Consider the following 18,686-nt stretch of genomic DNA (forward strand, 5'->3'; position numbering starts at 1 on the left):
GTAATGAGTAAAGCCAATAGCAAATCAGCAAGTGTTAGCGGTATTAACCGTAGACAATTTCTGGCCACAACAGCGAAAGCCAGTTGTGTAATGGGTATGGTCGGTTTGGGGTTAACAACAGTTGCCACCCAATCTCGCCAACTGGACCCATTTGCTATTCGCCCACCTGGTGCATTGGCAGAAGACGATTTTCTCTCGGCATGTGTCCGTTGCGGACTTTGTGTAGAGGCTTGCCCATACGACACCCTCAAACTGGCTCGCTGGTTTGAGGGAGCAGCAACAGGCACACCTTATTTTACTGCACGCACTATTCCATGTGAAATGTGCGATGACATCCCTTGTGTTAAAGCTTGCCCTAGCGGTTCGCTCGATCACAAACTGGATAATATCGACGACGCAAAAATGGGAATTGCTGTATTAATCGACGAGAAAAATTGCCTTAACTACAGAGGTTTACGATGCGATGTTTGTTATCGGGTTTGCCCGCTAATCGATAAAGCTATCACGCTAGAACTGCAACGTAATGAAAAAAGCGGCCACCATGCAATGTTTTTACCCACTATCAACCCAGATGTTTGTACGGGCTGTGGAAAATGTGAACATGCATGTGTAACAGAGCAAGCGGTGATAAAAGTATTACCTAGCCATATCGCACTGGGCAAGTCGGCAGCTCATGACACTTATCAACACACCGAAGAAACCACACTTGAGATGCTAAATAAGGGGCTGTCGTTATGAGTAATCAACATCGCACAGCCACTAAATCAACGACACGTTTTGCCCAGGCAGCAATAGAAGAATTGGGGTGGTGGCGATCACACCGCTTCCTTATTCTTCGTAGGTTGTCGCAGCTAGGCGTATTGAGCTTATTTGCTATTGGCCCATTTTTTGGCCTCTGGTTATTTAAAGGAAATCTCTCAAGTAGTTTACTGCTGGACATCATTCCATTGAGTGATCCATTAGTCACATTGCAAGTGCTTACAAGTGGCCACTGGCCTGAATTAAGCTTATTACTTGGCGCCATTATCTTAGTAGGGATTTACGCTCTATTGGGTGGCAGAGTATTTTGCAGTTGGGTATGTCCAGTCAATATCATCACAGATGTGGCAAGTTGGGCGAGACGAAAATTATCTTTACCTCGCACCAGCGAAATACCACAAAACTTGCGTTATTACATGCTAACGCTTGTGTTGATATTACCTATTGCCACCGGTTTTACCGTGTGGGAATGGGTAAACCCAGTACCTATCGTCTATCGCGCATTATTATTTGGTGCTAGCAGTGGATTATGGGTATTGGTGGTTATCTTTTTGCTCGACACCTTTGTGGTTGAACGAGCTTGGTGCAGCCACTTATGTCCGACAGGGGCGTTATTTTCACTTGTAGGCAAAATCAGCCCAATAAAAATAGCTGCTGTACGAGCTGATGCCTGCAATAACTGCATGGATTGTTTTAGTGTTTGCCCTGAACGTCAGGTATTAAAACCTGTGTTGAAAAAAGGCAGCACTCAACCACTAATCCTCGACAGTAATTGCACCCTTTGTGGCCGTTGTATTGATGTTTGTGCACCGCGCGTATTCCAATATGAAAACCGATTTAAATCAAAATATTCGAACAGAATTCCTCTTAAGGTGGAGAGCTAGATATGAAAAAATTAATCACTTTAGCAGCGATAATGCTAGCGATTAGCGCTTACTCAGGACAACAGGCAAATGCAAATTCTGAGTCTGTTAAATTGTCATCACTTGCTGGTGATGTGAATGTCACCGATGTACGCCCGGCAGATGAAATGCCTGTATATCCTGCCCGCGGTAAATCGATTGAACGCACATTTGTGCATCAACCACCGATCATTCCGCACAAAGCAACTTATGCAATCAGTGCAGATAAAAATGGTTGTTTAAGCTGCCATAGCTGGGACAAAGCAAAGCGCATGAAAGCGACACCTGTCGATAAGTCTCATGTATTAGATGACAAAGGCACTGTGCAAGGTATGTACTATTTTTGCGATCAATGCCATGTCCCGCAAGCAGAAAACAAACAGCAGCTGGTCGAAAATACGTTTAATTAGTTAATATCCCCCCCGATGCTAACCGTTGCCGCTTGCACAACAAGCGGCTTTTTTATTTGCTTAAAACCAATGTCAAAAAAAACCCAGCTTACGCTGGGTTTGTTGTTTGTTGAACCTGCTGGCCCATTTGTGCACTTGGCTGTGCAGCCGTTTGCGATACATTAGCTGACTGTGCTTGGCGTTCAGCTGGCATAGCGGCTTGCCACAATGCGCCAACCCATAAACTTGAAACTGATTTCATAACTTTTGCTCCTTTGTGTTAATGACATCAAAGTAATGGCTTATGGTTTATCAGTAAAATGAATAAATATTCTTATCTGGATTCCATTTAGGCATGAACATATCAATCAAGAACTTACGTTGTTTTTTAACCTTAGTTGAGACTGAAAACTTTACCAGGGCCGCGCAAAAGAGCTTTATGACTCAGCCGACATTAAGCAAAATTATTCAGCGCATTGAAGACAATATTGGCGAACAATTGCTGATCCGTAGCAATCAAAGCGTAGAGCTGACACAAGCTGGTCGTATTTTTGCTCAAAGTGCACAAGAGATATTAGGTCACTGGCATCGCCTGCAAGAAGACATGAGTAATTTACGAGGACTAAAGTCTGGTGAACTCAGGCTAGGAGTGTGCCCAATGATGAGCAGTCTGATCATTGACTTACTCACTCAATATCGCCAAAAATACCCAGGAATCGCATTACAGATGTACGAATATGGCGGATTTGGGTGCGAGCAAGCGTTAATCAACAATAGCCTTGATATCGCGTTCACTGCACTTCCAACAACCCATAAGCATGAATTAGCTAGCCACCCCTTAAACCGGTATCCATTACTTGCTTGCTTACCTAAAGATCACCCGCTAACAACAAAAGCTAACATCAGCTGGCAAGACTTTGAGCCTTATCCTTTTATCTTATATAACGAAGACTTCTCACTCGCTAAACTGATCAGCCGACTGAGCCGCAAAGCAAGGGTTCAACTCAATATTGCCTTTAGGAGTGGTCAGTGGGATTTTATCGCCACAATGGTTGAAGCCAATATGGGCGTTGCGATATTGCCAGAACCAATCTGCCAACAGTTAACAACAAGCCAACTTGTGTTCAGGCCAATGCAACCGGCCATGACCTGGGATCTCGCCTTAATTTGGCGTCAAAACTTGCCACTCACACCACCAGCGCAAGCTTTGCTGTCGTTAAGTACTCCTAATACCAATCCGCAATCTCGGAACACTTAGGTCTAACCCACACCATTCTTTGTTATGAGAATCTAAATCGCAGGCATAAAAAAACCGCTGCCTAGGCAACGGTTTTTATCAGCAATAAGTTAAGAATTACTTCTTAGCTTCAGCAGCTTTACGCTCTTTAACCTGAGCAACAACTTTCTCAGATACGCTGTTAGGACATGGGCTGTAGTGTGAGAACTCCATAGAGAACTGACCACGGCCTGAAGTCATAGTACGTAGAGAACCGATGTAACCGAACATTTCTGATAACGGTACGTCAGCCTTGATACGAACACCAGTAACGCCAGCGTTTTGATCTTTGATCATACCGCGACGACGGTTTAAGTCACCAATTACGTCACCAACGTTGTCATCTGGGCTGAACACGTCAACTTTCATGATAGGCTCAAGAAGTTGTGGCTTAGCTTTAGCGATAGACTGACGGAACGCGCCTTTAGCAGCGATTTCGAACGCGATAGCTGACGAGTCAACTGCGTGGAAAGCACCGTCTGTTAGTTCGAATTCAACGTCTAACACTGGGAAGCCAGCGATAGTACCAGTGTTCATCATGCTACCGAAACCTTTCTGAACCGCAGGCCAGAATTCTTTAGGTACGTTACCACCAACAACTGAAGACTTGAACACAAAACCTGTGTTTGCTTCACCTGGGCGGATTTTATAGTCGATCTTACCGAACTGACCAGAACCACCAGACTGTTTCTTATGCGTGTAGCTATCTTCAACTTCTGCAGTGATAGTTTCACGGTAAGCAACTTGAGGCTCACCAACGATTAGTTCAACACCGTAAGTACGCTTAAGGATGTCTACTTTAATGTCTAAGTGAAGCTCACCCATACCTTTAAGGATGGTTTCGCCTGAATCTTCGTCAGTTTCTACGCGGAAAGATGGATCTTCTGCAATCATTTTACCGATAGCGATACCCATTTTCTCACTGCCGCCTTTATCTTTTGGCGCTACAGCGATAGAGATAACTGGCTCTGGGAACACCATGGCTTCTAGAGTACATGGGTGCTTAGGATCACATAAAGTGTGACCAGTTTGTACGTTCTTCATACCAACGATAGCGATAATGTCACCAGCTTGTGCTGATTCTAATTCGTTACGTTCGTTAGCTTGCATCTCAACCATACGGCCAACACGCTCAGTTTTGCCAGTAGCAGAGTTAAGGATGGTGTCACCCTTCTTGATACGGCCTGAGTAGATACGTACGAATGTTAATGCACCAAAACGGTCATCCATAATCTTGAACGCTAACGCTTTTAATGGCGCTTCTGCATCAACGATTGCGAATTCACCAGTTTCGTTACCTTCTTCGTCAGTTAAAGGTTGTGGATCAACTTCAACTGGGTCTGGTAGGTAATCAACAACTGCGTCTAGTAATAACTGCATACCTTTGTTTTTGAATGCGCTACCACAGTATGTTGGGAAGAAGTGCATAGTACGAGTACCGGCACGGATACAACGCTTAATGTCTTCAATAGAAGGTTCAGTACCTTCCATGTAAGCTTCCATTAAATCGTCATCCATTTCTACAGCAGATTCGATTAACATTTCACGGTATTCTTCAACCATGTCAACCATGTCAGCTGGCACGTCTTGAATTTCGAAATTTTCTGGTAAACCAGAATCATCCCATACGTGTGCTTTACGAGTTAATAGATCAACAACACCAATAAATTGGTCTTCGATACCGATTGGTAGAACCATAACTAACGGGTTAGCCGCTAATACGTCTTTAGTTTGCTTAACAACACGTAAGAAGTCAGCACCCATACGGTCTAACTTGTTTACGAAGATGATACGCGAAACTTCTGAATCGTTAGCATAACGCCAGTTAGTTTCAGACTGAGGCTCAACACCGCCGCTGCCACAGAATACACCAATACCACCGTCAAGCACTTTAAGCGAACGGTATACTTCAACTGTGAAGTCAACGTGGCCTGGGGTGTCGATGACGTTGAAACGGTGATCATTCCAGAAACAACTTACTGCTGCTGACTGAATGGTAATACCGCGCTCAGCTTCCTGTTCCATGAAGTCAGTTGTCGATTCACCATCGTGAACTTCACCGATCTTGTGGATCTTACCGGTTAGCTTAAGGATACGCTCGGTGGTCGTGGTTTTACCCGCGTCAACGTGAGCGAAGATACCAATGTTTCTGTATTTGGATAATTCGGTCATGATTCAACTTTAATGATTAGTTTAAGAAGTAGACGGAGCATGCGAAAAGGAACCGACACACCGCACATCAGGTTATTAAGGCGCATATTGTAAATTGGAACCTTGCTGGGCGCAAATGGCTGTTGCAATATTTATTTGTTTTTAGCAAAAAAAACATCAAAAAAAGCTAGTTAGTTACTATAAAACAATAGATTAAAAATAATAGATTATTTTTTAACCAAAACGAATTTAACGATAAAAAATAAGAATTATGTCTTTTCGAATCAAAATGCACGTCAATAAGCGCATTTTATTTTAATTAACGCACGATCCACGTCGATTAAGGATACTCAATAACCTCGGGATCCTCACAAATATGATGATTAGGGATGCGTATAACTGAAAATTTCATCAATTTATCGATGATGGCTCAAATCATTACAAGCAAACGCCATCATAAAATTGCCAGGTAAAATCGCCTGTAATGATGTGCTAAGGTTTTTACCCACATTATGGTGTTGGCTATGAAAACGCTCAATACTTTCGAGGTAAGCTGATGAACAGCGCCAGCCAATCAATCAACCTACACTGAATATCCCAAAAAGCTGGCGTAAAAGCAAAAATAACCATACACCGCCAGGTTAAGCACAGCAGTAGGTATTACGACCCGATTGCTTAGCCTTAAATAAAGCACTATCAGCGCGCTCAAAACAGGTTTGAATGGTTTCAGATTCGCCAAGTTCTGCAACACCAAAGCTGCAAGTGACTTTAATATTGTTCTGGAACGAAAACTGAGTAAGGTCTTTTGCAATGCGCTGGCTAAGATCTGCCGCGCCTTGTAAATCAAGGTGTTTACAGACAATCACAAACTCTTCACCGCCCCAGCGGGCAACAACGTCACCGTCACGCACAGATGCTTGAAGTACTTGCGCAACCTGCACTAGCACTTTATCGCCAATGGCATGTCCGTACATATCGTTAATCGCTTTGAAATAATCGATATCAATAATGATCAAGCTGACACAATCATTGCGATATGACCGTTCGTCGTTCAAAAAGGTTTGGTTAAAGTAATGACGGTTGTATAACTTCGTTAATGGATCGTGCTGTGCAAAAAAATCAAGGTCACTATTTTTTTGCTCAAGTTCATGTTGCAATTTTTGCATTTGTTTATTTTTGGCACTGAGGTGATGGTTATACTTAGCCATGCTGACCGTTCGATACAATAAAAACAGGATAAATCCCCCCAGAGCGGCGAGTACCTGATAGATCACACTGTAATCTATATCTTCAATCACGGTGATGTTGTGCCATTTTTTATAAATAGCAATATGATCAGCATGGGTGATTTGGGCTAACCCAGCGTTAATTTGTGTAAGCAAAGCTTGCTTAGAGTCAATAACACCTATGCGTAGCTCGTCTTCAGGGCCACCCCAACCCGCTATTTTTAATGACGTTAACCCTTGCTGCTGAATGTAAGCATTGACTGAAAACATTGAGCCAACAAATACATCTACTTCGCCTTTAGCCACTTTTTGCAAGCCTTCACGCTCACTTTGGGTTAACACGGTATCGATACCAGGATAATACTGCTGAATATACTCAACTAATCGATAATCTCTCGGAATGGCAAGCGAGCGCTGACCAATATGCTCAAAGCCTTGTAAAAATGGCTCTGTTTTCAGTGACACAAGAACATTTGGGGATTTAAAAAAGACATCGCTAAATAACAAATACCGATCGCGTTTTGGCGTTTGATTCAACATTGGCGTTAACTCGCATTCACCTTGTTGCAGTAACGCTAAAGTCTGTCGCCAGGATGAAGTAGGGACCAACACAAAACTCAACCCTGTGTATTTTGTCAGTAAGCTTAGATAATCAGACGATATCCCAGTATGACGCCCATCAATAATTGCCTCGTAAGGCAGCCAATCAGGATCGACACAATAACGGACAACATGGTCCTCTTTTAAGTTAGCCGAATTAGCCGCTTGTGCATAAGCAAAAGCAGTGGGAGCTAGCCCATAAGCAATACAAATAAGTACAAAAATTTGTAATGTGCCGAGTAATGTCAATCCCTTGCGATTAAACAATGCTGATACTCAATGATATTTGGACAATCAATTTATACCAATTAGCACAATCTCTGATCACTTAATTATCCTGATTGGTATTATCCTCAAAGAAGTGTAGTCCATGCCACGAAAACCGAGACAAAAAAATACCCGCCAAATGGCGGGTATGTTATGTAACGACTATATGCCTACATTACGCTTCTACAGGCGATATCACAAACAACAAATCACCTTGCGACACTTGTTGGCCATTACTATTGAGAATACGCTCAATACGGTATTTTTGGTCTTCAGGATAGAGCACTCCAGTTTGGCGGTTAAAGCCAGCGAGTGTGACCTGAGAGAACATCTTCATCGCTTCCATGAGCGCGAGAGTTTGTTCAACTGTCACTATGTCGCCTTCTTTAACAAAGTCAGCTTCACCCGGAGCTGGAGAGGTATAGAATATCCCTGCACCTTGTGCCAACACTTTAAGCTCATTACTTTCGCCAACACGCAATGATTCTGTGTCTACCGCCATAGCTTCTGCCGCGGCTTCCATTTCTGCAATTAATGCAGGAATGTCTAACTCGGCCATTAAGCGTGGTAAGTAGTTTGTATCATACACACCCTCATTAAATGTTGGGTCTTTCAGAATGAGCTTTAACAACGGAATGTTAGTCGCAATACCCTTAATAACCACGCTATCTAGGTAAGCGTACATTTTAGCCACGACGTCGGCACGGTCTTTACCACGAATAATGATTTGGGCAATCAAGCTGTCGTAGTATGGCGACACTTCTTTACCTGCCTCAGCAATCGAGATAATTTCAACATCATCTCGCTGTGGCATTACACATTCGGTGATTTTACCTGGGTTAGGAATAAGCTGCAAAATACCATTGCTGTCTAAAGCCGCTTTTTCGGCTGTAACACGCACTTCCATCGCATAACCTTGCTCAACAGGCTCGAGTTTCTCAATCGAACGGCCAGCAGCAATATCAAACTGCGCACTCACAATGTCGATGCCTGAGGTAGCTTCGGTTACCGGATGCTCTACTTGCAGACGTGTATTCATTTCCATGAAGTACACTTCATTTGCATCAAGGTTATAAATAAACTCAACAGTACCCGCGCCCATGTAATCGGTCGCATCACCTAACGCACGAGTGTATTCCATCACGCGTTGCTTAAGCTCTTCAGGCAACATTGTAGAACCAGACTCTTCAATCACTTTCTGGTTGTTACGTTGTACAGAACAGTCACGAATACCCAGTACTTTAGTATTGCCAAACTTGTCACGCAGTAACTGCACTTCAATGTGGCGTAATGAGGTTACATACTTCTCTAAGTACAAATCACCATTACCAAATGCAGCGGCAGCTTCTGTTGATGTTTTTTGGAATAAACCAATCATGTCCTCAGGGCGTTTAACAACCTGAATACCTTTACCACCACCACCTTGCACTGCTTTAAGTAGCACAGGATAACCAATTTCAGATGCCACGTTCACTGCTTGCTCTGCGTTAGTCAAAATACCATGACTACCTGGAACAACCGGCACATTATGGGCCTGAGATGTATGGATAGCGTTAGACTTGTTACCCATGGTTGTCATTGAGTGCACACTTGGACCAACAAAGTTAACGCCGTTGTTCACACATAATGCCGCAAATTGTGGGCTTTCAGATAAAAAGCCAATACCAGGGTGTAATGCGTCTACATCTTCATACTCAGCAACTTTTAATACTGAATAAGCATTTAAATAACTTTCGTCTGATGTATTACCACCAATACAAACCAGCTTATCCGTTTCTTTCAACATATCCGCTGGCACAGAGGTCATATCAGGATCTGACGCCACTAAAACCACATTAATGTTGTTATCGTGTGCTTTACGGATCAATTTAACTGCTGTACAGCCACGCGCATGCACCAAGACTTTATCGATCGGCTTCATCAATGCACGAGGATCGTCTTGTACAATCTCTTCTTCCACTTCAACCACTTCTGGCACGAGTGAAGACAACGCTTTACTGATCACATCTTCAATTTTAGCGGTTGGCAAAGGCATTAACGGATCAATACCAGATAACTGAGTATCTAACGTTTCGCTAAATGGGTTATGCACAAGCCCTGTCATCGCACCGGGTACTTTAGACAAGTAATTAGATAGCGTTGCAGTAGACGGTAAATATGCTGGTACCACCATTTGCCCTGCAAATGGCATGTTAGTGCCAGACAAATAGTAAGTTTGCACTAACGGGTGAGTCACAAAACTCGCCTGCGCACCACCAGTACAATCACCAAAGCCAAACATCAATACAGGTAATTCGTTATCGCGAATAAAGCGAGTAATACGATCGTTTACCACCGCCATTGAGAATAGCGCCGCTGCACCTTCTTTAGTCTGCATACCGCCAGAACTGATAAAACAAATTACCGGTAACTTGCGCTTAGCACACTCAATCAACAGCGCACTGAATTTCTCAGCACTTGCCATATCAAATGCGCCAGCTTGGAATGCGGTATTTGATACAGCAACACCAACACGTAACTTATTACCCTTGTTATTAAAATCCGCTAAACCAGTGATCAAACCACAAGGACGGATCTTTTTATCAATGGCATCTTCAATCGATAAACGGAACCCAGGGAAGTTAAGCAAGTTGGCTGACATTTTGTCAGCATCAATTTCATCAAACTTAGTGAAAAACTGATTGATGACATTTTCCCAGCCCATCTTGCCTTGTTTTTTCTCTTCGCGAAGCACTTTTTGGATCAATAAGTCTTGGTAACCCATGGTTAAGCGGTTCCAAAAGTCCTTACGACGACCAATTCTTACAGGGTTAATCGTCCCAGTGTATTTGTCGTGATCTTCTTCACTGTCAAAGTATTCAGGTAATAAACGCTCGAAGAAGTAGGTCAAAATAACAAATAACGAATCATTTAACTGTGGAAAACCCACACTCTTCCACTGCTCTACCCGTGTTAATAATTCGGCACGGTTAGACTGGCCCATAAAGTACTTAAGCCATTTATAAAACTTGTTTTTGTCGTTCGCTTTGTCGTTCGTTGATAACGCATTATCGATAGACTTGTGTAACAACTTATCTACTGATTCGCGTGATAAGCTTTTCGACATCATCGCTTCTTTCGAAATAGACGCTAAGCTACCAACAACATTGTCATAAAGCGCATTAAAAATAAGCACGTTATGACACTGCCAAATAAAGTCTTCGCGCAGCTCGTCGTTAACCACTACATCGAGAACTGTCAGCTGATTAAGTTCAGGCCATGGTGCCTGAGTTGCTGACTTTGGTAATGATTCTAAATGCTTAATTAAGCCTTTAAAGTTGTTAGCTGCGTTACTCTTCCAACGGTGGTATAAAGACCAACCAATATTGAATAACAATGCCTTACGTGCTTTTTTGTAGTTTTCTTTTGGCTCACCCAAAATAAAACGCGTAATCATATTACGTTCAGTAGAAATCTCACTGCGCTTAGTACTAAATGTACCCCAAAGCTTGTTGAGTTCTTCGTCGTAAACCAGTTTGTCAGGGTTAGTTAACCAAGCCTGGAACACACGCTCTTGCTCTTGCTTAATACGTTCTAACAAGTCGCCTTTTGGTACGCTTACTTTAGATAAGCGGCCATATTGCTCTTGCGAAATCGATTGAATACGGCTACGAAGTGTTAAATAACGTAAATAACGATAAGCACTACCAAAAATGTTGTGGTACATGGTCGGATCGCTAGCGACCGACAAACCCGTGTTATTTTCCAGCGTTAATAAGTTTTTAGACGGGGTTAAGAAACGCTGTAAACTACGATCGTAATGCTCTTTTAAATCAGCCGAATCTCGCACAAAACTCATTGCTGCGCGTTCAACTGCCTCAATAGAGCTAATAATCGCACGACGTAAGTTATGCTGACGCTCATCTTTATCTGATGGAGAAAAATCAACAATTCCGTCAATACAACCTGAGGTATATAGCTCTTCTGGAGAAACACCAACAGATTTAGCACACTCTTGCCAAGACAAGTTGTATTTACGCGCAATGCTTTGTAAACCTTGTGGTTGAATCGTGTTAAAAATACCATCACGAACCGACAATAAGATGTTAGCAGCAGCTAATGGAATAGCACCGCCAGAATAACCTGCACCAATCACAATACCCACTGTTGGTACATCAACATTGGCACTTTCTGCAATGGCTTTTGAAATTGAATGCGCCTGGTTTTGGCTGTTAGCAATTTCACCCGCATCGGCACCTGGGGTGTCAATCAAATACACAATTGGCATCGACAATTGAGCAAAATGACGGATTGCTTTACAAGCGGCAAGGTGATGCTCAGGCATCCACGCACCATTGGCTGTTGTACGCTCTTGAGCAATAAAACCAACTCGACGAGTGCGAGTACCAAAATTTAGCTCAACCTCGGCACGGTAAAATGGACCCGCATGACTTTCAGCAATCATCTTACCTTTTAAGTCTGCGATCATTCGCTTCGCACCAGGGCGATTTTTATCGAGTGTTGGTTGAATGACTTTGGTCACATAACCATCAACATCTAAAGACGCTAAGTTCTTTAAATTTGCCTGAATAGCGTCTTCACTTAATAGTCCTTTGACTTCTTCAGATAAACTCTGCTTGTTATGAGCAGGAAATAATGAAAAATCTTTAGCCAAGTGTTCAGCTTGTAAAAAAAGTGGGTCAGCCGATAGTGCTTGAGTTTTGTTAGCGGGCTGCTTTTTGCTGGTCATCCTTAGATCCTCTGCTTATATAGCCTCTGAAATTTTTATAGCTCGTAAATATAACTTTGTTAGCGGGCAAATTACCACATATACTACCGTGGACGCTTTGTTCCATAAATGAGACAGTGAGATCAAAATGCCCGATTTGAACGGTATGATGCTGTTTGCAGCGGTTGTAAGAGCAAAAGGATTCTCTCAAGCTGCACGAGACATCGGACAACCTAAATCAACCATAAGCCGAAAAGTGGCTCAATTAGAAGAGCAACTTGGAGTACGTTTATTACAACGTGACACCCGAAATTTAAGCCTGACTCAAGTTGGCGCATTGTTTTTTCAACACTGTGACTCTATTAGTCACGAAATTGAAGCCGCAAAAGCCATTATAGAGAATACTCATACTGATATTTCAGGATCATTACGGATTGCCATTCCGGTGTCATTTTCGCAAGATGTGATTGGCCATTTATGTTCCAGTTTTATGCGCCTTTACCCTAACATTGAACTCGATATTCAGTTTACTGATAACGACGTTGGCCTAGTGGGTGAAGGTTACGACATCGCCATTAAATATGGTCCATTACAATCATCTGATTTAGTCGCCAGACTCTTGTTCGAGCGGCAGCCCATTTTGGTTGCAAGCCCAGGATACATTAAAAAATTTAACAGCCCAGCCACGCCACAGGAGCTTGCTCAACACCATGGCATTTTACTTGGAACCACATTGTCTGCGCCCATTTGGCCGCTGGGCAAAGGTAATCGTAAAATGATGGCGACCTTTAAACGTAAAGTGCGAGTGAACAGTGCCAGTATGGTAAAACGCTTAGCTCTTGATGATTTTGGTATTGCGATGCTATCTAATACCAGTTGTAAACAAGAACTGGCAAGCGGAAGTTTAGTGCCGATTTTACAGGATTGGCCGATGGAGTCGTTTAAAGTATATGGTGTGTATTCCAGCCGCCGCCAGCTTGCTAGTAACATTAGCGCTTTTTTAGACTTTTTCACAAAACGTTACACCAGCCAAGAATCTCTTCACTCTATGATGGGATAGACGATGAGGGGTAAATTCAATATCTTGATCAATCCCTCATTTGGCTGATTACGTAAAAAATTATTGTGGATCGATTCTACCCGAACTTAACGAATATCAATCAGGATAAGTGAACAGAGGTTGCGTAGGGAAAATCGTTTAGAATAAGGCAGGAATTGCAGCTAGCTAGTTGTTTTACCTTCAAAATTTCTAACGACATTCTAAGCGATTTAAACCAGTAAGATTGATCGCATTATTGTGCTTATGGTATAAGTTAAACCACAGCCATTGCCAACAAATTTGATGGTAATGGCTGGCCAAAACTCGAATTCCACTGTTCACGTATCTAGAACACGTCCGATAGCTTAACGAGATCTAGCTGATCGTATTAGATATTTATCAGCGACTTTAGAAACGGTATGGAAAACGTAAACTGATTTGATAATCAGGAGAGTCTTCTGTAAGCCCCGCACCTATCGATGTCACCATCGACAAATTAGGTGATAACGCTAAAGTTGCTCCAATACCTAAGCTGGCAGTGTTAGTGTCGGTTCTTGGTATTTTCTCCCAATCTCCGCCTTCTGGTCTTTGCTTAGTTTTACTGTAAAAGCGTTGATTGAAGCTCATACTTAAACTCATTCGTTCAGACACGGCAAAAGCAAGACCCAAGCTGTAATCAAGGTAATTGCCTAAATCAATTTCACCTGGGCTTTTGCCCACAGCACCAGAAAGATCGTCAAATTCCTCTTTAAAGCTTGCGCCATAATTTAAATTAAAAAATACGATAGCGGGATCAAAGGTTTTGGCAAGACTAAACCCTGTAGACACACTCCAAACTCCTGAACCTGAAGCCATTTCAGTGGGGTAAGTTAAATTGCCCGACTCTGAGGTTTCTAACGCGATACCAAATGGATCTTGTCCTGTAGGCGCACGTACCTTAAAGTTCCACACCCAATCTGGCCAATCGTACGACTCAGAATTTAAACGATAATAAACAGCGGCACTGACATCCCCGATTTGGCCACCGCTAATTTTAGCCGTTTCATAACGTTGGCTAGAATTACCTTCGCCAACAGAATCATACTGACTCCAACGGTAAAGGTAAGGTAATCCGAGTTCAAACTGCCAGTAGTCGTTTAATGTGTAACGCGTTGTTAGATCAAATTGCGTGGTATTGGTGCGAATACGATCTAAATTCAAATTACCCAAAAATATCGCATCTAAGGCTAAAAAACCTCTAAGGATGAGATCTTTACGGCTGTAATAACTGTAAGTAAATGAAGGCTCAACGGTAAACTTGCGGGTAAATACATTATGCGCTTCTTGCAGTACATCATCGGTACTTCTAGCTCTATCAGGGGCTTTTTTACGATCCGAGCCATTTGTCGACTTTGCGGTTTGTTGATTAGATTCGGCTTGTGGCTTTTGCGCTACTTGCGGCTGAGTTGGCGGCGCAGTTTGCGGAGTTGTCGTTGCAACATCTGTCGATTGAGTTTGCCTTAATAATGCTTCTTGTTTCAGTACCTGTTGAGCCATCTGATTAATCGTTTGTTGCTGCAACTTTATTTGCTGATTTAATTGAATCAACTTCTGTTTAAGCTCAGCAATGTCTTGATCAGATAGCGTCGATACCGAGGCGGGTTGAGAATGAGTGTCTGCAGCGTACGCGGGTATTGCAACTAAACTTGGCAATACCACTGCGACAGCTGAGGTCCATTTCTTATTCATAAATACATCCTTGGCTTGTACAAAATGAATTAAAATCCGAGAGCGGTTAAATCACTAATTTGCCTACCAAGTATAGTTGACTCAATTGGTCCAACAGGCATACCGTCATACCTCAGTGTAGACTGATTTATGACACCATGACTGAGTCCGTCAATAAAAATGCTTTGCACCAGCTGACCATTGCCGTTTTGATAACTCATGCCTTGAGTTGCACTGCCCGATGCTAACTCGACTTGATAACCAAGAGAATTGGCATTAGCAGAAAATCTTGTACTTCCATTTTGGCTCACCAGTGTTGTACCTACTGACACATTAATCCCATGCGACAGCGGTGTTAACCGTCCCTGAGCCATATCAAGCTCATTAATGGCTAAGTTTTCACTACCTGCAATTTGAATACGCTGTTGTAAACCGGCAGATTGCCCTAACGAATCAAGCTCAATGCCCTGTTGACTGTCAACTGCATTGGGATCACTAATCGTAATATTAATTAAAGGTTGATTATCGACTTGGCTGATTTCGATTTGCATACCGACTTGCTGATGAACACCATTATCTTGAATAAACTGAGTTTGCATTTGTAAGCCAAAATAATAATCTTGGCCATTATTTGTGTATTTACCTTTCATAGAATCTAACTCAAAGTCAGTCAATACTTGGCTTTGTTGAAACACTGACAACGAAGGTGGACTGGCTATCACAGGCGTTGTGATAGTCAGCAAGAGCATCATGCTTAATTTCATACCTTCCTCCTTAAAGCATATCTGAATATGAAAAACCAAACTCAAGCAATTCGGCATCCGTCATTGGAGACAATGGATCAAGCGTGTTTAGCGTTAATTTAGCTCTTGGGTGTAATAAAGGATTATCACGTTGATAATCTTGCCCTATTACCACAAACACTACGCCATTCCATTTTTGTTTAAACTCATCCATGCTCATAATTCGATTACCGAGCGCAGGGTCGCCTAAATACACCTCTCCATCATCATGGCGCCGAAACACAACAAAGTGACTATAGCCACCATCATTAAGTAACACGATCGCAGGGATTTTTAACAACGACATCTCTGCTTCACCAACTTTATAGCCTCGACCTCTTAAACCTTGTGATTGTAAATAGCGTTTCATATTCAGCAGTGAAAAACCTTGATCTTTAACCAAGGCCAAATCGGCATGTTCTAGCATGCCAATGAGCACTTTTTGCTCATTAATATCATCGCGGTCATACGCATATTTGAGTACGCTAGCGAGACTTGCTGCACCACATGAAAAATCCGTTTTTTGTTCAATCACATATTCAAATTTACGCTCCCGTATACTTTGTATCTGCTTAGAATATGTTCCCATCCCTGGCACCACACCAGTAAGCGGGATATTGGCAGCAAAACAGCTCGCAGGGAGATGTAAGTAAATCAAGAAAGATAAAGCGAGCACGCTTAACGTTGTGTTATTCATAGTATGGATCAGGGGGTTGCCCCCCTGCCTTATTCATAACGTTTGGTTAAAATACAATCTATTCACCAGAAACAATATCTGTGGCAGTAGTGATACTCACCAACGAGAGATTATTTGACTGTAAATTACCTGTACCACTGGCCAAGTTAACGCCAATGTTACCCGACGCCCCTTGGAAAGCGGTGCCCGCTAGCATAGAAGAGTTGTTGGTTTTCTGGGTAACGGTTTCAACAAAGTAAGGTAACGACCCGCTTACCGTACCGTTTAAGTCTAAATCCCCTTCTTCATCGAAGGTCATCATGCCCGGGCTTGAAGCATTTTCTGAATCAAAGTCGATATGCCCCACAACCTCACCTGGGCCAGAATTATGCTCCCCATTACCTTCTAAGATGATTTCAGGATAATAAGGTTCAGCCAAAGCAGATCCACCGTCATAAGTGCCTTCAGCATTTAAATCAAGAGTGACCTGCGCATACTCTATTGAACCTTGCACTACACTTAAATTATCAGAATAGTTATGGCCGGTTTGTTGGACATTCGAGACACTTGCCTCACCTAATGCACCATTGTAAGTCGATGCCGCCATATTATTCGCTTGAATGTTATTGTTACCCGAGGCAACGTTAACACCAATATTACCTGTCGCATTCATAAATGAAGCGCCGTCGATGGTCGATGTATTGGTTGAAGCGTCATTCCACACTGTGTTAAATCCACCAATTTGTGTGCTGAAGATTTCAGCATCACCTGAACCAAATGCAAAACCGGCATCAATTGCTGCTAATGCTGCTGAGTTTGATTGAGCATTAAACTCACCGGCAGCCTGGTTAACACCAATATTACCGCTTGAGTTTTCAAAGGCATTACCAGTAATTTGAGCTTCATTATCATGGTAGGAATTCACAACCATGTTGGCACTGGACTCTTGTACATTTTCAACTACTGCCATACCAAGTCCGTTGGCAAAAATATTACCTTCTATGGTAACAGCACCTTCATAGGTTAAATTTTTAGTCACTTTTACTTTTTTATCTAATTCAACGCTACTGTCTGTCTCTGTCATTCCATTTGCATATGCAGAACCACTCATTATTGCTGCAATACTAAGCACTAAAGTTAGCTTTTTCATCTTCCTTTCCTCCGATCGATGATGGTTAATTCCCGCTTGGTAACTGCAACGAGAATTGGTTAATGGCAATATTTTTATCGCCAGAAATTTGATTAATTTGCATTACGCCCTGTGCATCCAAAAAACTGTCTGGAGCTAGTTCGGCTTGATAATGTGATAATTGATAATTAGAAGGACTTAGCTGGCCAGAGACTTGAGTTAATGCCGAATCACTTAAACCTTGACCCATAATCGTTTCAAGTGTTGAGTCCATGGCAATAGTGCCAATATTGGCTTGCATATTGAATTCGCCACTAACTTGATTGATGCTGGCTAAACCTTGGAATTGCGCAAAGGCTTGACTGTCGATAACCGAACTAAGTGATTTACCCTCACCAGAAGGTAAAACTGATTGAGGCAATTGATTATAATTAATGGTCTCAATTGCAGTGCGTTGACCTATTGCATGACTATTAGACTGAATATTGAAATTACCTGCAGCTTGATTAACACTTGCTCGACCAGCGCCTTGCATAACATGTGAACCTATAACAGAAGCATCATCAGCGTAAGTATGCGTAGCAAGCATTAACATACTCAATGTTATTACTCGCTTAAAAGATAATTGCAATCTAGTGCAATGTACCTGGCTAATGAATTCCATAATATATTCCTTCCATATTTGATACATAAGATTTAGCAATCCATGTGCCAACAAATAAAAGTAATATTTTTCAGTAACATACAAAAAACAAGCTGACCAAAAGTTCTTAAGTTTAAGACAGGAAATCGCTAGGCTATTGATATAACAATTAATTTATAAAAAAGGCGGGATCTTAAATTTGAGACAAAACAGCCAGCAGTACTAGCTTGTATGATTGCTGTCATTATTTAACCTGACGACAGAGCAAGAAATGAAAATCAATTTTCATATCAAGACATTTAAAGCTGTTTTACAGCTTCTTATTTTTTGCTAGCAGGGCGATGTGGTGCACTAATAACTCACCTACGTTAGCTTGAAAAAAATGACTCGATTTATGACATCAAGGTCTGTTTGAGCGACGTTGATTATTCC

14 protein-coding genes are annotated in these 18,686 nt (G+C 42.2%); 5 read left to right on the forward strand and 9 right to left on the reverse strand.

Features of this window, described 5'->3' with window-relative positions:
- Positions 1-3: 3 nt before the first annotated feature.
- From napG to IEW93_RS06830, 3 genes are read left to right on the forward strand one after another with little or no spacing between them, the layout of a single operon-like run.
- Positions 4-738 carry a ferredoxin-type protein NapG gene (napG, locus tag IEW93_RS06820; RefSeq protein WP_188738277.1) on the forward strand — a complete coding sequence of 245 codons (735 nt, stop codon included), beginning with the start codon at positions 4-6 and terminating at the stop codon, positions 736-738.
- Positions 735-1,643: a quinol dehydrogenase ferredoxin subunit NapH gene (gene napH, locus IEW93_RS06825; RefSeq protein ID WP_188738279.1), complete on the forward strand. Its 909-nt coding sequence runs from the start codon at positions 735-737 to the stop codon at positions 1,641-1,643. The genes napG and napH overlap by 4 nt, the downstream gene beginning before the upstream one ends.
- 2 nt (positions 1,644-1,645) lie before the next feature.
- Positions 1,646-2,071, forward strand: coding sequence for a nitrate reductase cytochrome c-type subunit (locus IEW93_RS06830; RefSeq protein ID WP_188738281.1), 426 nt, complete (start codon positions 1,646-1,648; stop codon positions 2,069-2,071).
- Positions 2,072-2,159: 88 nt separating this feature from the next.
- Here the strand turns inward: IEW93_RS06830 and IEW93_RS06835 are convergent, their stop codons facing one another.
- Complete coding sequence (locus IEW93_RS06835; protein ID WP_188738283.1) at positions 2,160-2,312, reverse strand: hypothetical protein; 153 nt, start codon at positions 2,310-2,312, stop codon at positions 2,160-2,162.
- Positions 2,313-2,405: 93 nt separating this feature from the next.
- On the opposite strand from IEW93_RS06835, the gene IEW93_RS06840 reads away from it, so the two are divergent.
- Positions 2,406-3,308 (forward strand): LysR family transcriptional regulator, encoded by a 903-nt coding sequence (locus tag IEW93_RS06840; RefSeq protein WP_188738285.1) that lies wholly within the window; start codon positions 2,406-2,408, stop codon positions 3,306-3,308.
- A gap of 96 nt (positions 3,309-3,404) precedes the next feature.
- On the opposite strand, the gene fusA is transcribed toward IEW93_RS06840, so the two are convergent.
- The 3 genes from fusA to IEW93_RS06855 form a co-directional block, all read right to left on the reverse strand.
- Entirely contained in the window at positions 3,405-5,498 is a 2,094-nt protein-coding gene (fusA, locus tag IEW93_RS06845) for an elongation factor G (RefSeq protein ID WP_188738287.1), read from the reverse strand.
- Between the two features lie 620 nt (positions 5,499-6,118).
- Positions 6,119-7,570 (reverse strand): diguanylate cyclase, encoded by a 1,452-nt coding sequence (locus IEW93_RS06850; RefSeq protein WP_188738289.1) that lies wholly within the window; start codon positions 7,568-7,570, stop codon positions 6,119-6,121.
- Between the two features lie 175 nt (positions 7,571-7,745).
- On the reverse strand, positions 7,746-12,299 hold the full coding sequence (locus IEW93_RS06855; RefSeq protein WP_188738291.1) for an ATP-binding protein: 4,554 nt from the start codon (positions 12,297-12,299) through the stop codon (positions 7,746-7,748).
- Between the two features lie 127 nt (positions 12,300-12,426).
- Here IEW93_RS06855 and IEW93_RS06860 point away from each other — a divergent pair, with 127 nt between their 5' ends.
- Complete coding sequence (locus IEW93_RS06860) at positions 12,427-13,338, forward strand: LysR family transcriptional regulator (RefSeq protein ID WP_188738293.1); 912 nt, start codon at positions 12,427-12,429, stop codon at positions 13,336-13,338.
- A gap of 387 nt (positions 13,339-13,725) precedes the next feature.
- Here IEW93_RS06860 and IEW93_RS06865 read toward each other — a convergent pair whose 3' ends face one another.
- Genes IEW93_RS06865 through IEW93_RS06885 form a run of 5 tightly spaced genes read right to left on the reverse strand, consistent with a single transcriptional unit; the run spans position 13,726 to position 18,275 of the window.
- A complete protein-coding gene (locus IEW93_RS06865) occupies positions 13,726-15,045 on the reverse strand; it encodes a transporter (RefSeq protein WP_223418782.1) in 1,320 nt (439 codons plus the stop codon).
- 29 nt (positions 15,046-15,074) lie between these two features.
- Positions 15,075-15,788: a hypothetical protein gene (locus tag IEW93_RS06870; RefSeq protein WP_188738295.1), complete on the reverse strand. Its 714-nt coding sequence runs from the start codon at positions 15,786-15,788 to the stop codon at positions 15,075-15,077.
- Positions 15,789-15,798: 10 nt separating this feature from the next.
- Positions 15,799-16,503, reverse strand: a complete 705-nt coding sequence (locus IEW93_RS06875; protein ID WP_188738297.1) for a C39 family peptidase — start codon at positions 16,501-16,503, stop codon at positions 15,799-15,801.
- 58 nt (positions 16,504-16,561) lie between these two features.
- Entirely contained in the window at positions 16,562-17,632 is a 1,071-nt protein-coding gene (locus tag IEW93_RS06880; protein WP_188738299.1) for a FapB/FapC family functional amyloid domain-containing protein, read from the reverse strand.
- A gap of 25 nt (positions 17,633-17,657) precedes the next feature.
- A complete protein-coding gene (locus tag IEW93_RS06885) occupies positions 17,658-18,275 on the reverse strand; it encodes a FapB/FapC family functional amyloid domain-containing protein (protein ID WP_188738300.1) in 618 nt (205 codons plus the stop codon).
- Positions 18,276-18,686 lie beyond the last annotated feature (411 nt).

Origin of the sequence: Shewanella inventionis (assembly GCF_014641855.1) — a bacterium.
Lineage (GTDB): Bacteria > Pseudomonadota > Gammaproteobacteria > Enterobacterales > Shewanellaceae > Shewanella > Shewanella inventionis.